Genomic DNA, 16,475 nt, shown 5'->3' on the forward strand with positions numbered 1-16,475 from the left:
GTGATGTAAACGGCGAATTTGCAGACACCCTGATCATCACAGGCAGGTTTTGATCAAGTGCGAATGCATAGCTAACATACAGCATAATCGGCTCCCAGTCGATGTCTCGCTGGAAACAGATCAATGATGCTCCTATAAGGGAGAAGTCCGGTATCTCCACCGGCTGCTTAGCTGGAGCGTGAGATCCTCGAAGGCGCACTTCCTCCGGACAGCGGAACATCGACAATGATTAACGATTTGGCAACCGCAGGCTCTCAGGACGACAGAGCGGAACACCTGCAGTGGGCGGAGCCACGAAGACTGCAGCCGTGCGTGCAGGCACCTTCAGTTGCAGGCCATCCGATTGCGCTTGCTTGACAACGTCATCAGAACCAGCCAGCTGAAGAGGATGCAGCTTCATTTTTTTCCTGTAAGGCAGTGTGAGGTCCATCGGCTGCAGGTTAAATAGCACGACGATTTCACTATACCGAGGATCCAGGTCCGTAGCACCGCACACTTCATCGTGAATTCGCAGAGCAATAACACCCGGCACAGCTTCCGTGCCACCAATAAAATCAACCCGCTGCTCCACATCCGCCGCCTTCGTCAAACGGAAGAGCGGGGAATCCTTGCGAATCGCCAGAAGGTCGAGGAACATCCCAATCGCTTTCTGGGTGTCCGCGATGCCGGGGCCTTCCGGCACATTCTTCACAACATCACGAATCACAGCCAGGTTGTTGCCGTCCTTATCCGCGGCTGGCAATCCACGATTCCAGATACTGCGCTCCCATGTGAAATCAACCTGATTATACCAATCACCAGCGTTATAGCTGTCACGCACCAGGGACTTGGACCGTAAAAATTCAGCGCCCATTTCAAAGTATGGAACTCCCATGGCCAGCATATTAAACGCGAGGCCCAGTCCATGCACCCGCACACGTTCCGCCATGGTCACATCATAAGGCAGTTTTACCTGCGAAATATCCCAAAAGGTTTGATTGTCGTGATTCTCGATATAGTTGATGGTCTCGCCAGGAGCCTGCGTATAACCCGCGCCCTGCCCAAAATAATCAAGTTGATGACCCGAAATTTTCGTGCCACTGCTGGTCACCAGGGGGTAGTCACGCAGCGTTCCAGCGAGGCCAAGCCGCAGCCGATCCTGAAGTCCAAGCAGGTTTTGCTTTTTCACATCCAAGGCTGCATCAACAAAAGCCGAAGGATCCGTACACGACGCACCGGGAACCCGTTCCTTCAAGAGACCACCACGGCCATTGTCATCGAAGAAAAGACCATTGACCGGACTTTGTTGGGTGAGGAGGACACCGCAGTCCATCGGACCACCACCGCGAACGGCATCCCTGAGACGGTCGTTGAATGAACCAATCCCGGTACCGGCCATGTTCGCCTGACGAGCACTGCTTTGATTGCGAATGTCGCTGTTGAGTTCGCCCATGGCCCATCCTTCCCCGAAGATGAAGACATTCGGTCCCAAAGCTTTCTGCACGTTCAACATGTTTTCTTTCAAGTGCAGGCCCATGAGGTCAAAGCGGAAGGCATCCACTTTATAATCCTGGTGCCAACGCTGCAAAGTATCAATCATAAGCTTTTCCATCATCACGCGTTCGCTGGCCGTATTCTCGCAGCAACTGGAACGCTCCACCGCACCCGTAATGGGATGCAGGCGGTGATAATAGCCTGGAACGACCTTATCCAGGATCGAGTTGGGATTCATGCCGGATGCATAGGTATGGTTATAGACAACGTCCATGGCCAGATGGATCCCAATCTCTGCGAGGCTCTGGGCCATGTTACGGAACTGCAGAACGCGAGCCTCCCCTTCCCCACCGGCAGCGGCTACATAGCTGCCATCCGGCATTCCATAATGCACAGGATCATAGCCCCAGTTGAAAGAATCACGCTCGATCAAAGCACTGTTCAACTGGGCAATGTGTTGGCCATCACGTGGCAGCGAGTCCATAACATCAAATATAGTAGCGATGCCCGGATCCTGGCAAAGGGCTTCCCCAGCAGGCAGAATTGCGCAGAGCTTGGACATGGGATCATTGAGATTCACGGTCTGGCTGCGGTCTTCATTCACAGAACCGAAGTCATACGCAGGCAGGACCTGAACATGGGTGAGACCCGCAGCCTGCAGTTTTTTCAGGTGACGCATGCCGTTGGATATGGGGCGGCCTTCAAGTCCATTGCGTGTGAACGCATCATAGGTGCCACGCAGTTCAAGAGGAACCGACGGATCCCGTGCACTGAAATCACGGATATGCATTTCATAAAAAACCATGTCGGTGGAATTCTGAAGTGGCGCCAGCTTCATGGCATCCCAGCCGGCTGGTTTCAAAGCCGGATCATCGAGATCAAGCAACTGGCTCAATTCCCCGTTATACGAGCCACTGTTCGCATAGGGATCGGTAACTTCGTACGATTCAATGCGACCGCTGAAAGGATGATACACCTTCATCGCAAAACGATAGTAAAGGCGTTCTTTCACCCAGGTCGAAGGTATATCGACCGACCAGACGCCACGATCTTCGGTCATGGCAACTGTTTGTTTGAGCTTCTTATCACGGCCATAGAGATTAAGGCTGACCCCCTGGGCTGTCGGGGCCCAAAGTTTTAATTGATTGGAATCCCCCAGAACGAGCCCGAGTTTCCCATCAAAGGCAAAGCCGTCATCCAGGACTCCACCGAGTTGAGGCCGGGTTGCGGCGATGATCCGGGAGGCTTCATTCAGGGCCACCATCACGAGTTCTGATTTGACCAGCGACGCAAGCTGCGACTCGGCATCCACCGATAGGCTCAGAAAACCCTGGTTGAGATGTGGAAATCGCGACCTTGTCTCCGGGCTGATGCTGGTATTTTTCGTCAGCGGAACCTGGACGACCGCAGGATCATTCAGGACATTCTTCAGATTATTAAGATCCAGTTGACCGGAAGCACTGCTCAGGAGCACATAGCGTGCCGCCTGGCTATTCACCTGCCAGAGCATTTCATCGCGCTTCACCCAATGAGCCGAGGCGCCTTCGATTTCAGGCTGCCAACCACAGGGACGAAGATCAGGACTACAGTATATCTTGCCGCCATTCAGAAAAATAATGCGACCGTGGCGTGCGGGCTCATAATAAAGATCTCCCTCCGTGGCTTTCAGATCGCCGCTATGAACGATCAGACCCATTTTTTGCGGGAGCGATTCATAACCCGTTGGAGCCGCGCTGTACCCGGTCTGCGCTGGCACGTCGAGGCGCGCCGCATAACCGTAAGCTGGCACGGGTGCATCCATACTCAGTGGCGCTTCCCACTTGGTAAAGCTGGTATTCGTCGTCGCATCCCAGATATGAAGGCCCCAACTTTGAGTCGCCTGATCCGCACCCGGCACGAAATAAACGACCAGATCCTTATCGTTTTGCGGCAAAAGCGGGGGCGCCGTCGTGAAGGCGGTCGGACTTCCAGCAAAAAACCAAACCCCTGGCCCTTCCACTGGGAAGGCGAGGCGTTCCACTTCCTCTCCCGCACGTGTGACAACCAGCGCTGTATTTTCAGCGGCCCCGGTCACAGCGAATTTTCGACCAAAGGCGTCATCGGGCAGCGCTGTAAGACTGCCTTGCGTCAGACTGAATTCAAGATTCTGTTCCGTCGGCGGAATGCGGAGATGGATGACAAAAGCCTCGGGCTCCGTGCCGTTCCCGTTATCATCGCTCTGCTGATCGCAGGCCATCGGAAGCCAAAAGCCCAGCAACAGCAGGATTGAAAGAAAACATCTCATCGTAGGCTCCTTCTGGTTATGGTAAGTGTGTTACTGCGCACTGACCGTCAGAAACGATTGGGTATAATCTGCGACCTGCGTACAGAACTTAAATTCATAAGTCCCTTTCTTGGGAAAATTCACCGCAAAGTTACCGCCACCGCCGAGGTCCTTGCCGTTGGCATCGCCGGCTGGGAAATAATACACGTCCACCTTGGTCTCGACTTCCAACATCAAAGGAGTCGTCTGTCCGGCAGCCAGCAAACCGACCTTCAAATGCGACCAACCCGCGCCTTCCACATCTTTCAAATAAGTGGCCAGACGAAAGGGCTTTTCGCCTGCTTCCAAGGCCAAAATCCCGACATAGCAGCCCGAGGCTTCGTCATAATTCAAACGCGAGGCGGCCAGCAGCTCTTCACTCACATTTTCAGCGAGCCATCCATTCATGTCGCCACGCACGTAAACAGGCAACTCAGTTGCGGTCGCATCGACAAATTTAAAACCTTGAACCGCGGGTTCAGCACCAAGCGTAGGATTCGCGGCAGGAACCGGTGATGGAATGACAACAGCCGGCGTCGTCTCCTTGGTGTCATCAGATTTGCTGGAACACGACACGATCAGCGCACAACCCAGAGCCAGGACCTTTGTCATTGAGACATTCATGATATTCCCCCCAATTTTTTTTAAGATGGCATTCGCGTTTTTTAAGGGCTGCAGTGAACAAATACAAGCCGAAACCTGATCCGAACGGACTATGTTTCGATCTTCACACCTCCTCGTGGGAACTTTGTTTTTTTGTGAAAGCAATGCGACATACGGGGTTGCAGGTCATCATGAACCAGCACTGACAAACTGACATTGCATAGTGACTTCGGTTGCAAACCCTTGGCATTTTAAAATACCCAACGGTATTATACTCGCGACTCTTGAGACAACGCGGAGAGGGACTCATGGGACGACCCAAACTATTTGACCGGAAAGACGTGACAGACAAAGCCCTTCAAGTGTTTTGGAGAAAGGGTTACCTCGATACATCTTTAAAAGATATTGAAGAAGCGACTGGCGTCTTTAAACCTGCACTTTATTCAGAGTTCGGCGATAAGGAAGGACTCTTTCTTGAGTGCATCCAATATTATCGGGAGCATTATTCAGGACGACTTCACCTCTTGAAAGAACCTTTCGGCTGGAAAAACATTGAAGCTTTTCTTAAATCCGTTCTTCCCGATAAGCTTGGCAGAGGTTGCTTTGAAGTTTCTGCCTCCACGAGAGATTTCCCTGTATTGAATGAGAATCTGAAATCTGATGAATATTCTGAAAAAATGATGACGGCCATTGAGAGAAACTTGAAAGCGGCCGGAGAGGAAACGAAGACGTTAAACATACTGACAGAAATTATTTTTACGTTCTACTGCGGCCTTGCAGCTTTGGCCCTGTCACAGCCACGTCGAAAGCTAGAGAAAAGAGTGACTGACTTCCTTAATTTCATCCGTATGGAATCATGATGTCTTGGATGAATGACCACGTGGTGTTTTATTTCCTTGCCGAGCGTAACCACGCCTATTAAAATACCGCCTGGTACTTTACTATCATCAAAAGGACATATATGAAAATAGGGATAATAGGTGTCGGACATATTGGAAAAACCTTGGCACGCAAGCTGAGCGGGACTGGGCATCAGGTGAAGGTCGCCAACTCCCGTGGTCCGGAAACGATTGAAGCGGACGTGCTGGCGACAGGAGCACAGGCTGTGACTACCGCTGAAGCCTTGAAGAATGTCGAAGTGATAATTTTATCAATCCCGCTGCATCGTATTCCTGAGATCGCTCCACTCATGGCCGACTTGCCAAGAGAAACAGTCGTTATCGATACATCCAATTACTATCCTGGACGGGATGGTCGAATCGAAGCCATTGAAGCTGGTCAAATCGAAAGTTTGTGGGTGGTCGATCAGCTCCAGAGACCGGTCGTCAAAGCGTGGAATTCGATAGGTTCAGACTCCTTCGCAAGATTCGGAACCGCCCCAGGTAGTCCAGATCGTATTGCACTTCCTGTTGCGGCCGATCGTGAAAAGGATCGCAAGGTGGGAATGAAGCTGGTTGTAGACACGGGCTTCGACGCTTATGATGCCGGTCCTCTTGCGGAATCATGGAGACAGCAACCAGGAGCACCTGCCTATTGCACAGACCTCAGTTTAGGTCAGTTGCCTTTGGAGCTTGCGAAGGCCGAACAAACGAGATTACCGACAAGACGTGATCTTGCTGTCGCGGTCATGATGGAACGGATGGGCGACAGCAAAACCAATCCATCTGCGGATTTCGGCGTCCGCCTCAGTCGTACAATATACATGTAAGTCAGAGGCAAGGGCGAGCTCTCGCCCTTTTCATCTTTCTTCCGGCAACCCCGTAGGACCGAAACCACAGACTTTGCATATTCGTTCGTATCGCCATGTTCATCCAGCTGTGTTAGCGTATTTCCGCCAGGAACGTTTCCAAAGTGTTTCCAGGCCACTCTTATGTTTTGATAGAAAGGAACATCATGAGCTATGTAGATTTCTTCTGCTTGCCACTCCCAAAAGGCAAAGAGGCCGAGTACAAAGCCACAGCAGAGACCTTTGCTGCAGTCATGAAGGAGCAGGGAATGCTCCGCTATTGTGAGGCGGTAGCTGACGATGTACCCCGCGGGAAGGTCACGGATTTCTATCGCGCGGTGAATGCTGATGACAATGAAACCGTGGTCGCATCGTACTGCGTATGGCCGGATAAAAAGACTCGCGACAAGGCGTGGGAAGTGGCGATGAAAGATCCGCGCATGACGAGTATGACCCCCGAGTCCATGCCCTTCGATGGCAAGCGGATGTTTTGGGGCGGCTTTAAGCCACTTTTTGAAATTTGAATATCTCCGGGGGCGCATGTCCCCGGCCCGGCATCATAGGCCTTTTGCTCGGCGCAATCCTGGTGATGAGCCTCCACAATTTTTTCCTCTCTCTCGCCCTACGCTACCCTTCTTATCTTTTTACGGGGCTTTTTCGCGGCTGGTGACGCCTCTGGCCGTTGCAAAAAGCGACAGATGGTTTCTTCAACCGGGCCCGACACGATGCCAGAAGTCGACCTGATAGCCGCGTTTATCCAGTTGTAGAACCTGCTTGTCCGCAACCGGAGTTGTTCCTGAACATTTCCATAGGTACACAGTTGCCCGTCCTGTAGCGTAAGCCGGTATGGAGGGGGTGTTCGGATTTTCAGTGCAGTATTGCGTCATGCCGTGGCTCGGCGTGCGGCTCGTATCGGCTTTGACATCGCATGGCAGATTGGCCCCTGTGCAGCAGGCATAGACAGATCCATCCATGCAGCGCCACCGGCAGGCATCCGTGCTTGTAAAGTTTGCACTGGCGTCCAATATCCTGCCTCGCTTGAGCGCCTGCACAATCTCTTCCGTATTGGCCGAATTGAGCATGACGGCTTCGGGTGAATCCATGGTCCGGACTTTTTCACAGTACGCGTAAGGGCTCGCTGGCACTGCGGTCGAGCCTGAGTCATCACGAGGGGTGGTGCAGGCTGTGTTGAGATAAAAAGCGCTCAAGAGGCTCATGATCATTCGAAGTCGCGTCGCAGATTTTGTCATATCAAATCTCTCCCATGCTTACTTCCGCAATATCTTATCCATCGCTTTGCCCTTGGCCAATTCATCGATCATCTTATCCAAATAGCGAATCTCGCGCATCGTTGGTTCTTCGACGTCTTCCACTCGGACGCCGCAAACCACACCTTTAATCAGAGCCCGCGATGGATTCAGTCGGGGAGCTTCCGCGAAGAAAGTCTCAAAGTCCATCTTTTTTTCCAAGACCGATTTCAACTCTTCATGGCTGTAGCCAGTCAACCAAAGGATGATGTCATCAACCTCCGATTTCGTACGTCCCTTCTTCTCGGCTTTCGTCACATAGTGTGGATAGACGCTGGCGAAACTCGTTGTATAGATCCGATGTTTGGTCATGATAAATCCTCACTTCTTTGGCTATTTTTATTTTAGCAAAAAGATCGGCAACACCTCTTCAAAATTCTGCAAACCTTATGCAGTAAGGTTTACAAAGATATCAATTGGCTGGACAGTCTACGAATAAAAGTTGACAGTTGAAAACGACTATTGATAAGGAACGCTGCACGACTTCGAATGTTTTCATTTTGAAGAATCTTACGTCTACGGAAACTTGAAGGAAAAATGATGAAACTCTCCAAAACCATCGCAGCTCTTGGCCTTACAGCGTCATCTTCGGCTTTCGGCCTCATGGCGCCAGACCAGCCTGTGCGCACGAAAACAGTTTGTCTCAATACCTACGAACGAGCCGACGGTTCGCTTGAGCTGGGTACCTGCGATGAAGCGAAGAATAACAAGACCGAAGGTCGCCCTCGTCTGGAAAACGGCTGTGCAGAAGGCCAGGCGGCCATGACTGTAACCAAATGGACTACGCAACAAGGCTTCACGCCAAAGATCGAAGCCTGCCTCCCACCCAACGTGGTTCAACTCTAATTTGAGTTGACCGCTTGGGATTGGCATTCGGAACTCAGGCTCGGGCCTGGGTTTCCGGTGCTGCCGCTTTTTTTTCTTAGCCGGGATTCGAACCATGAAGACGCGTTTTTACTGGCCTTATGATGAAGTCACTGCGGATTTATCAGATGATCGTCGGCAGCTCATCATCAAAGCCCCTTGGATTCAAGCCACTTTGCCAGTCTCGGACGAGAATTTGTCTGCTGCGGTCGAGTTGGTCACCAAATTCAAAAGCCAGAGCTTGCAGCAGCTGGATCCCGGCCTTATGTCCAGCGTCTTTCGTGCATTGCGTTCCTATCCATTTTGTTATGTACTGCCCTATACTGGGTCAGCTGAACCAACGACAGGCCTGGACCAGCCTTTACTGCACGATCAGGACCTGATCCATCTCTCCCCGCATGAGCTTCTGCGTTCGGTGGACTTGAGTGAAACGGATGTCAGCAGCATGACTCAGCTTATCGGTCGCCAGGACTGGGAGTGGGATGCTTCTGCGGCGCTAACATTTTCTCAAACGGGCCAGGGAATTGATCCGGAAAGCCTTTTATCGGTGAGCCGTCGCTTTCATCTGCTTGAGGTCATGGAGAATGATCAAGGTTCTGATATTTTTCGCAGAATCGAAGATTTGCCAGAAGACCAGTATCGACGCATGGTCATGCTCCTGGTTCGACAAAATCATTATGTCACGGAGCAATGCCAGGCGTCCCTGGCCCCCGCCCTTGATTTAGCAGGCCAGGCCAAGGACCACGTCGCTGGCTTCATGGCCGCTGAAAAAGGTCATGACCTGATCCTGGGGTCAGCTCTGAAGTCCATGACCGACGATCGATCCGGTCTGCCTGTTTGCTTGTCGACACGCACGCTGATGAAACTTCTCAAGTTTGTAGCGGGACGCAACCTGCTCGCCTTTGCGATGGTGATCGAGATGTTTGAACGCAGCTCCTATGAATCCATCGATCCTTTGGCATCCCTTCTGGCCAAAGGCGGGTTCGACAAGGCCGCTTCTCTTGTGAATCGACACAAGGAAATCAACGATGCGGGTGGGCATGAAAACATCGCCGCGAGCTTTCTTGAGTTTATGGCCCCCTGTAACCCCGACTACGCGCTGGAAGCCATGCACCTTGCCGAGTTGGTGAGCGTCATCTCCAATAGCGTCACTGGTTCCGTCTGGAAACTATTCCATGAGATATCTTCTGGCACTTAAATGGATGGGATGGGCTCTGCTGCTCCATGCCTGTCTTCTCCATAGCTCATCATCCCCGGCGGCATCGCCTTGGCAGGAGGTCTTGGTCACGCTCAATCAGCCTCTGTCGATCCAGGAACCGCATGCTATTGTCCATAGCCAGGCGTTGGATGCTGATCTAAGCAAAATTCATCAAGCAGAAATGAAAGCCATCACCCGTGACTGGCAGCCCCAGGAGGCAGCCCTCAAAGCACAGGGTCTCGATAAGAAACAAATTCGCACCCGCAGACTCCAATTTTTCCAGGACAGATTACAGGGCATGAACCAGGCGACGCTGGCCTTTCTCGCCACGGATACTAAGCCGGGCACGATCACGGCATCCACCGCAGCCTCGATTCTCAGCGCGGCTCGGCAGCACCAGGTGGCAAGCCTTGATCGAACGCGTGATTATCAAAGGTCCGATGAAATAGGATTCTGCTTTGGACGAGCGCTGCTGGTGCATTATTTTCTTCTCAAAGCTGGCGTGCCTCAACACCACATGGCCAAGATTTTCACCATCGGCGATCTCAAGGTCGGTGCCACCTTTTGGCAATTCCATGTGGCTGTACTTCTGAAAACGCAGGCCGGCTATGTGATCATGGATCCTTTGCACCCTGCCCCCTTGCCGGTTCAAGAATGGCGACGAATCAATGAAAATTACAGCGTGAAAGCTCCTTGGCTAGATGTCCGCTTCTATATAACAGATCCTCGCAAATTTCTGCCTGCCCCTGGGAAGTACGAGGCAGCGAAGATGAAAAATCCGATCTATCAGGATTATTTTCGCCGGTTGATGCTGAGTCTGTGATGGGCACCGCGGGTCAGGCCACCTCCAGTCGCAGCTCCCCGCCTGCATGAGCGAAGAGTGCATCCGGAAGATGGATTTCAAAATAGAAGGGATGGAAGCTTGCGTCAACCCGCTCGGGATGCAGCAGGTGAACCCGTATATTGCCGTCCACATCGAGCAAAAATTTCCTGACTGCGTCCATCCCCACACCGCGTCCTGAGATGTCGCTGACTCGGCCTGCCGTCGACAGTCCAGAGCAAAAGATCAGCTCCGCCGCAGCTACAGTCGTCAAGGGCTTACCGGCATCGATCATTTTATGATGCTGGGCTTTATTTTTAATCCGGTTGATATTCAAACCTCTTCCATCATCCTGATAAATCAGCCTGATCCCCTCAGGGCATCGATTCATCGTCATGGTGATCGTGCCCTTTTCCAGCTTGCCGGCCGCCAGACGCTCCGCTGCTGTTTCGATGCCATGGTCCATGGAATTGCGGAGGACATGGACAAAGATCTTGCGCAGCAGCTCCTCACCCTTGCGGTTCAGAAAGATATCAGGCGCGGACACGACCACATCGGGTTTGATCTTGTCGAGATCCTTGGCGAGGCCGACGAGGCACAGCGAGATGTCAGCAAGGATTTCGTCTGCCGAGGCAAAGATCTTGGGGAAGATCCAGCTCCGCAGTTCCTGCAGAATTTGATGCGTCTTGTCGTCCAGAACGTGCTTGATACGAACGCTGACGGTCAGGAGCTTATGATAGATGCCGAGGAGCTGGGATTCCGCGAGCTCGATACTGCTTTCCTCGTCGGATTTCCGGCCCAGTTTCTGGTGATTGATATTGAGATACGTGTTGACGATGGACTCGACCTCATTGATATCACGATTCATGCGGGCGATATCCCATTTCGCGGCGTGATCCTTCTGGAGCACGGCATAGTACTGCTCCACATCATGGAAGATGCGGGTCATTTTCTTGAAATAGAGGGAGCGGGCCGCACCCTTCATCGTATGCATAACACGCGATGGTTATGGAATGCCAAGGGAGTCCAAATCTTGACAGGGAACTGCACGGACCCTTGCGTTTGAATCCGGATCAGAACGGATGAGGAGCCTGTGCGGACATCGGACGGGAAGGCGGCGAGTCGGTGGGCGATGCTGCGCCCTGTGATGGGGCGCCGGTCGCCGGCCTCGAGCCTGATCCATTGACCTTGATCATCCATGCTATAGAAATCAATGGTGTCAACCACGGGATACCCGAATTCGAAAATCAAAGGCACAGTGCGTGGCAGTTTATTGTCCAACGTGAGGCGGGCCCAATATGCGGACTGCGAAAATTTCAGGTTGGGGACCTCTTCGTCAACGGCGAAGAACGCGGAATCTGGCAGTTTCGCGACGTCCTCTTGCTGAAGCTGCCCATCGCGGTCTTCGAGCAGCAGGAGATGCCGACCGACTGATACGCCTTCGAACGTTCTCGCATCGATCACAACAGGTGCAGCCTGGAGAGGCAAAGCCAAAAGAATAAAAATGGAAAGTACGATCAAGCGCACAAGTCGGGGCATAGGCTCATCCAAAGTAATGGTCGTATTTCCATGTGGTCTGGGAAACCATGATGATGACCCTATTGTTTCAATAATTTCGACGGACTGCAAGTTCGGGAAAAGGATTACTGCCCGTTAGCAGATTCAATGCCCTGGATAAAGCCCTATTTCAACTCACTCGCATGATCTCACGAACGATATGAAACGCGAGCCACGCTGCGACGACCGCGAACCAAGTGAAATTGAGCCATGTAAAGTTCTCGTATTCTGGCTTGGATTGCTGATGGGCTGCATTGATGTTTGCAAATGCTCTGTTGATAGGAATCAAGGCCAGGAAACTGCTCATATTGAAAAGGATTCCAACGACCGGGATCATTTTTAATAAGCCAAGCATGAGAAAGCCGAACGCAGAAATCGTAAGTTTCGTTGTGGAAACCCCAGCCGCCCGAGCTTCGTCTTTAACCTTGTCCAGTAAGGAGAACAGAGTGAACGGCAGAAAGAGTCCGCAGATCGGAGGCCACGCCGCCGTGCGCCCGGACGCCTTCATGATTTTCCAGTTCTTGTATCCCCAGTAGATGAGATAGAAGCCAAGGGTTGTGAAGCTCATGATGGACAGCTTCATAGTTCTTGGCGCGTAGAGTGTTGGAAGCGGGGAGCTGGCAGAGGAATGGGATTCCAGTGCTATCGTTTGACTCATAGTGTTCGTGGTCCTCCGTGAATAAGGTTACATCAAGGACTTGAAAATTGGGACTTTATTGCACGCCTGGTGGAGAGCCGGCACGGAACCAGCGATAAACCGTCCTCCTTGCTTGACCTTGCGGAAGTGAGCACAGTACATTCGGAAGAGCCTCCTGCGTAAGCTCTCCCATAGGAATGCCAACGTGAAGCCAAGCCATTTCCTACTTGCCATCTTCGTAGTTTTCATCTGGGGTTTGAACTTTGTTATCATACGAGTCGGCTTAAACGGGTTTCCCCCACTCCTCTTGGGCGCTGTACGCTTCGCTTTGGCGGCATTTCCCTGGGTTTTCTTTCTTCCCAGGCCGCAGGCACCGTTCAAATTCATTTTCGGCTATGGTCTTTTTACTTTCACGCTGCAGTTTGCGTTTTTATTTAGCGGCATCCATCTGGGTCTGCCCCCAGGTTTGTCTTCACTTGTCCTTCAGGTTCAAGCCTTCTTTTCCATGGGCCTGGCGGCCTTGTTTTTTCATGATCGCCCAAGTCTTTGGAAAATCTTTGGGGCTTTGATTTCATTCTTCGGTATTGGGATCGTGGCGGCTCATATGGGTGGCAGTACATCCTTCCTGGGCCTTGGCCTGACTCTCATCGCGGCTTTTTGCTGGGCATCAGGGAATATGTTTTCGAAGAAAGTTGATGCCCGTTCATCCCTGTCCCTGGTTGTCTGGGGAAGTCTTGTGGCCTTTCCGATCATGACGGCTCTTTCGATCTTCATGGAAGGTCCTGCTTTGATACAGGCTTCGTTTCAGAACGTATCATTCCCCACTGTTGGCGCCGTGCTCTATCTGGTCTACCTTTCCACTCACCTGGGATACTCGGCCTGGGGATTTCTCTTGAACACCTATCCCACTGCAGTCGTGGTTCCTTTCACGCTTCTGGTACCGGTCTTTGGGTTCCTGGGTTCAGCATTGTTCTTAGGCGAGGAGCTGCCTCAGTGGAAAATCGTGGCCTCGTTGTTTGTCATGGTAGGGCTTGCGTTCAATCTACTGGAGAAGCAGATCCGTGCTTGGATGATACGCGCTTCCTAAGATGCCTGATTAAGAGTCTTACTTAAGCGATACTTCAACCGCCGCGCGATCGAGTCGCATTCAACACCATTCGTTTCGCGAGGAGGTGGCATGAAACACCACTTTCTGCCTTGGGTGCTTGCTATTAATTCGCAAAATTAGCCATATCATTCTCCTCTCCCTGGAGTCATAGTCAACTAGTTCAGGTCGGAATTGCACTCAGGGCGAGTAAGGGGATTCTATGCAATCGAGGCACAATCCATGAGCAAGGCCTCACAGGCCATGCATAACCTTGCTCGACAGCTGTTTGAGATCGAGTCAAAGCACTCCATTTCCAATGAATCACTACCTAATGGTGTTTTGAGCGTCTGTGAGAAGCTGCGATTGCAGCTGACAAGATTTGCAGGTCGGTCGGTTATGCATCACTTTTATCCAGGGTTTTGGCATTGGCGCAGGCCGCCATGTCCGAGCACAAGATGTTCTTTATTCAAGCAGACGGGAGTTTAAACAACCTGCCTGAGCTCGAGCAGAACATGCTGCCGCAGGATCTGAAACGCTGCGAGAACGCTGGTCCTAACGTTGTGGCACATCTGCTTGGACTCTTGGATACATTCATCGGAGAATCCCTCATGATCACCCTCCTAAGTGACGCTTGGCCGAGCGAAACCTTTGACACAGTCGACCAGAGAATCGAGGTAAAGTCATGAGCAAGCAGAATAAGGTCACTATTCGGCAACTCCCAACAGGCGTGCGTGGTCTGGATGAGATCTTCGGAGGCGGTCTGCCTGAATATTCTTTCAACATCATTGGCGGCGCTCCTGGCTGTGGTAAAACCACCCTTGCCCATCAAATTGTGTTCGCCAATGCCACTCCTGAGCGCCCTGCGCTTTATTTTACGGTCTTGGGAGAACCCGCTCTCAAGATGCTGCGTTATCATCAGCAGTATGAATTCTTCGATCATGACATGTTGAAAACAGCCGTTCGCTTCGTCAACCTGAGCCAACTGGTTCTGGAGGCAGACCTGACAGCTGTCCTGGATGAGATTATCAAGGAAGTTACTGCGGTTAACGCTGCCATCGTAGTCGTCGATTCCTTTCGCACGGTCATGTGGAAAATTCAATCCGGGGACGCAACCGTCGACCTTCAAGCTTTTGTGCAGCGATTAGCCCTCTACTTTGCCAGTTGGCAAGCCACCACCTTCCTGATTGGTGAATACGGCGAAAAAGAAATTCAGAATCACCCCGTTTTTACGGTAGCGGATGGACTTATTTGGCTCCACCAACAGGCGGAAAGAAATTCCATCGTCCGGAAGCTGCAGGTTATGAAGATGCGCGGGCAGGCGTCTGTACCTGGAATGCATACTGTGCGCATTACAAACGCGGGTTTGCAGGCATTCCCTCGTACTTTTGGTTTTTCAGAAGATAGTTACCAGGCATCGAGCGAGCGGGTGGTCTCCATGGGCGTCCCCAGCCTGGACGTCTTAATGAATGGCGGTGTCGTCGAAGGTGACAGTCTCCTCATATCAGGCCCATCCGGCTCAGGTAAATCCGTGCTCGGGTCCCAGTTTATCCATGAAGGACTTGGCAAGGGTGAACCCGGCATCATCATGGTCTTTAAAGAACGTCCAGAGGCGTACATTCGTCGCGCCAGGAAACTCGGGATGGATTTCACAAAACCCATTCAAGCTGGTTTACTGGAAATCCTCTATCTGCGTCCTCTCGATCTTTCCGTCGATGAAACGGTTCACGAAATTGCCGCTGCGGTTAAAAGGACGGGAGCCAAGCGGCTGGTGATTGATTCATTGGCAGGGTTTGAGATGGCTCTGGCTCCTGGCTTTCGCACGGATTTCCGGGAATCTCTCTACCGCATGATCACAGTGCTCAAAAGGCTTGGCGTCACAATTCTGAGTACAGTGGAAACACAAGAGAACTTCACAAGTTTCGGCCTGAGCACATACGATATCTCTTTTTTATCGGATGATATCGTTCGTCTGCGCTACGTATCGATCCAGGGCCAGCTTCGTAAGTTGCTGGTTGTTGTTAAAATGCGTAGCAGTCACCATAGTATCGACATGTACGAGTACGGAATTACGCCCCAAGGTTTTATCGTCGGACGGCGCTTTGAAGGGTATCGAGGTCTGATTTCCGGCATTCCCGGACCGTGGGACTATGCGCAGCCCGAAGAAACGGAGCTCCCGCTGGAGCCAACGTCAGACGGATAGGAGAAAGTATGAATACGCTTCCAAGCCTTTTGGAAGACGGGTTGGAGATATCTGATCTCTGCGGTTATTTTTCGGAATTTTCACCCCATCCCATGGTGGCTGTTGAAGGTTCAACTCACCTTGTACGTTATTTGAATCCCGCCTTTTGTCATTTGATGGGCCAGGAGTCCATTAGGCTGATTGGACAGCCTTTCAGTGTAGCCATTCCAGAAGCCATCAATAAATCCTGTCTTGCCATGCTCGAGAGAGTGTATCAGACAGGTCAGCCGGAGATTCTGGCTGAACAGGAGCATTTGTCCTTGAAAAGCGTTTTCTGGACCTACTCCTGCTGGGCCATTTACGGACACGAGGCAAAGCCAATGGGAGTGATGATTCAGGTGACGGATGCAACCGAGAACGTATCGTTTCGGAAACGTCTTGCCGAAATGAATCAGTCGCTCCTGGTCTCATCGGTCCGCCAGCACGGACTTACGGAAACGGCCGAGAATCTTAATATGGCGTTACAGAACGCAACCGAAATGAAAAGTCAGTTCGTGGCCACGATGAGCCACGAAATCCGCACTCCGCTAAATGCTATCATGGGATTCTCAGAACTGCTGAGTTTGCCTCATCAAACCGTGACCGATCGGATAAATTACAGCCAACGCATCAAACGTCATGCGAAACTTCTTTTGCGACTTATCGATGACATCCTGGATTTG

General features: G+C 51.7%; 17 protein-coding genes. 10 read left to right on the plus strand and 7 right to left on the minus strand.

All coding sequences use genetic code 11. The features are described 5' to 3' along the window. Positions 1-229 precede the first annotated feature (229 nt). Both pulA and VE954_RS25610 read right to left on the minus strand, forming a co-directional pair. A complete protein-coding gene (gene pulA / locus VE954_RS25605) occupies positions 230-3,757 on the minus strand; it encodes a pullulanase-type alpha-1,6-glucosidase (RefSeq protein ID WP_324958199.1) in 3,528 nt (1,175 codons plus the stop codon). 30 nt (positions 3,758-3,787) lie between these two features. Then, a complete protein-coding gene (locus VE954_RS25610) occupies positions 3,788-4,399 on the minus strand; it encodes a hypothetical protein (RefSeq protein WP_324958201.1) in 612 nt (203 codons plus the stop codon). A gap of 287 nt (positions 4,400-4,686) precedes the next feature. Between VE954_RS25610 and VE954_RS25615 the strand changes: the two genes are divergently transcribed. From VE954_RS25615 to VE954_RS25625, 3 genes are all read left to right on the plus strand, one after another. After that, positions 4,687-5,238 (plus strand): TetR/AcrR family transcriptional regulator, encoded by a 552-nt coding sequence (locus VE954_RS25615; protein ID WP_324958203.1) that lies wholly within the window; start codon positions 4,687-4,689, stop codon positions 5,236-5,238. A 101-nt stretch (positions 5,239-5,339) separates the two neighbouring features. After that, positions 5,340-6,086 carry an NADPH-dependent F420 reductase gene (locus tag VE954_RS25620; RefSeq protein WP_324958205.1) on the plus strand — a complete coding sequence of 249 codons (747 nt, stop codon included), beginning with the start codon at positions 5,340-5,342 and terminating at the stop codon, positions 6,084-6,086. A 185-nt stretch (positions 6,087-6,271) separates the two neighbouring features. Continuing rightward, positions 6,272-6,628, plus strand: coding sequence for a DUF1428 domain-containing protein (locus VE954_RS25625; RefSeq protein WP_324958207.1), 357 nt, complete (start codon positions 6,272-6,274; stop codon positions 6,626-6,628). Between the two features lie 183 nt (positions 6,629-6,811). On the opposite strand, the gene VE954_RS25630 is transcribed toward VE954_RS25625, so the two are convergent. Continuing rightward, entirely contained in the window at positions 6,812-7,354 is a 543-nt protein-coding gene (locus VE954_RS25630) for a hypothetical protein (protein ID WP_324958209.1), read from the minus strand. 18 nt (positions 7,355-7,372) lie between these two features. Then, positions 7,373-7,723 carry a DUF2200 domain-containing protein gene (locus tag VE954_RS25635; protein WP_324958211.1) on the minus strand — a complete coding sequence of 117 codons (351 nt, stop codon included), beginning with the start codon at positions 7,721-7,723 and terminating at the stop codon, positions 7,373-7,375. A gap of 225 nt (positions 7,724-7,948) precedes the next feature. Here VE954_RS25635 and VE954_RS25640 point away from each other — a divergent pair, with 225 nt between their 5' ends. The 3 genes from VE954_RS25640 (at position 7,949) to VE954_RS25650 (ending at position 10,296) form a co-directional block, all read left to right on the plus strand. Further along, positions 7,949-8,257 (plus strand): hypothetical protein, encoded by a 309-nt coding sequence (locus VE954_RS25640; protein WP_324958213.1) that lies wholly within the window; start codon positions 7,949-7,951, stop codon positions 8,255-8,257. A gap of 94 nt (positions 8,258-8,351) precedes the next feature. Next, the gene (locus VE954_RS25645) at positions 8,352-9,473 is read left to right on the plus strand and encodes a hypothetical protein (RefSeq protein ID WP_324958215.1); all 1,122 of its coding nucleotides are present in this window, start codon (positions 8,352-8,354) and stop codon (positions 9,471-9,473) included. After that, positions 9,451-10,296: a hypothetical protein gene (locus VE954_RS25650; RefSeq protein WP_324958217.1), complete on the plus strand. Its 846-nt coding sequence runs from the start codon at positions 9,451-9,453 to the stop codon at positions 10,294-10,296. The genes VE954_RS25645 and VE954_RS25650 overlap by 23 nt, the downstream gene beginning before the upstream one ends. A 13-nt stretch (positions 10,297-10,309) precedes the next feature. Here VE954_RS25650 and VE954_RS25655 read toward each other — a convergent pair whose 3' ends face one another. The 3 genes from VE954_RS25655 to VE954_RS25665 form a co-directional block, all read right to left on the minus strand. Next, positions 10,310-11,287 (minus strand): ATP-binding protein, encoded by a 978-nt coding sequence (locus tag VE954_RS25655; protein WP_324958219.1) that lies wholly within the window; start codon positions 11,285-11,287, stop codon positions 10,310-10,312. Continuing rightward, the gene (locus VE954_RS25660) at positions 11,275-11,832 is read right to left on the minus strand and encodes a 7TMR-DISMED2 domain-containing protein (protein WP_324958220.1); all 558 of its coding nucleotides are present in this window, start codon (positions 11,830-11,832) and stop codon (positions 11,275-11,277) included. Before VE954_RS25660 ends, VE954_RS25655 begins: the two co-directional genes overlap by 13 nt. A gap of 148 nt (positions 11,833-11,980) precedes the next feature. Next, complete coding sequence (locus VE954_RS25665; RefSeq protein WP_324958222.1) at positions 11,981-12,418, minus strand: hypothetical protein; 438 nt, start codon at positions 12,416-12,418, stop codon at positions 11,981-11,983. Positions 12,419-12,692: 274 nt separating this feature from the next. On the opposite strand from VE954_RS25665, the gene VE954_RS25670 reads away from it, so the two are divergent. The 4 genes from VE954_RS25670 to VE954_RS25685 form a co-directional block, all read left to right on the plus strand. Continuing rightward, positions 12,693-13,574: an EamA family transporter gene (locus VE954_RS25670; protein ID WP_324958224.1), complete on the plus strand. Its 882-nt coding sequence runs from the start codon at positions 12,693-12,695 to the stop codon at positions 13,572-13,574. A 440-nt stretch (positions 13,575-14,014) separates the two neighbouring features. Further along, positions 14,015-14,260: a hypothetical protein gene (locus VE954_RS25675; RefSeq protein ID WP_324958226.1), complete on the plus strand. Its 246-nt coding sequence runs from the start codon at positions 14,015-14,017 to the stop codon at positions 14,258-14,260. Then, positions 14,257-15,774 carry an ATPase domain-containing protein gene (locus VE954_RS25680; RefSeq protein WP_324958228.1) on the plus strand — a complete coding sequence of 506 codons (1,518 nt, stop codon included), beginning with the start codon at positions 14,257-14,259 and terminating at the stop codon, positions 15,772-15,774. The genes VE954_RS25675 and VE954_RS25680 overlap by 4 nt, the downstream gene beginning before the upstream one ends. An 8-nt stretch (positions 15,775-15,782) precedes the next feature. After that, the coding region (locus VE954_RS25685; protein WP_324958230.1) for a histidine kinase dimerization/phospho-acceptor domain-containing protein at positions 15,783-16,475 on the plus strand (693 nt) is incomplete at its 3' end.

Source organism: Oligoflexus sp. (genome assembly GCF_035638955.1).
GTDB lineage: Bacteria > Bdellovibrionota_B > Oligoflexia > Oligoflexales > Oligoflexaceae > Oligoflexus.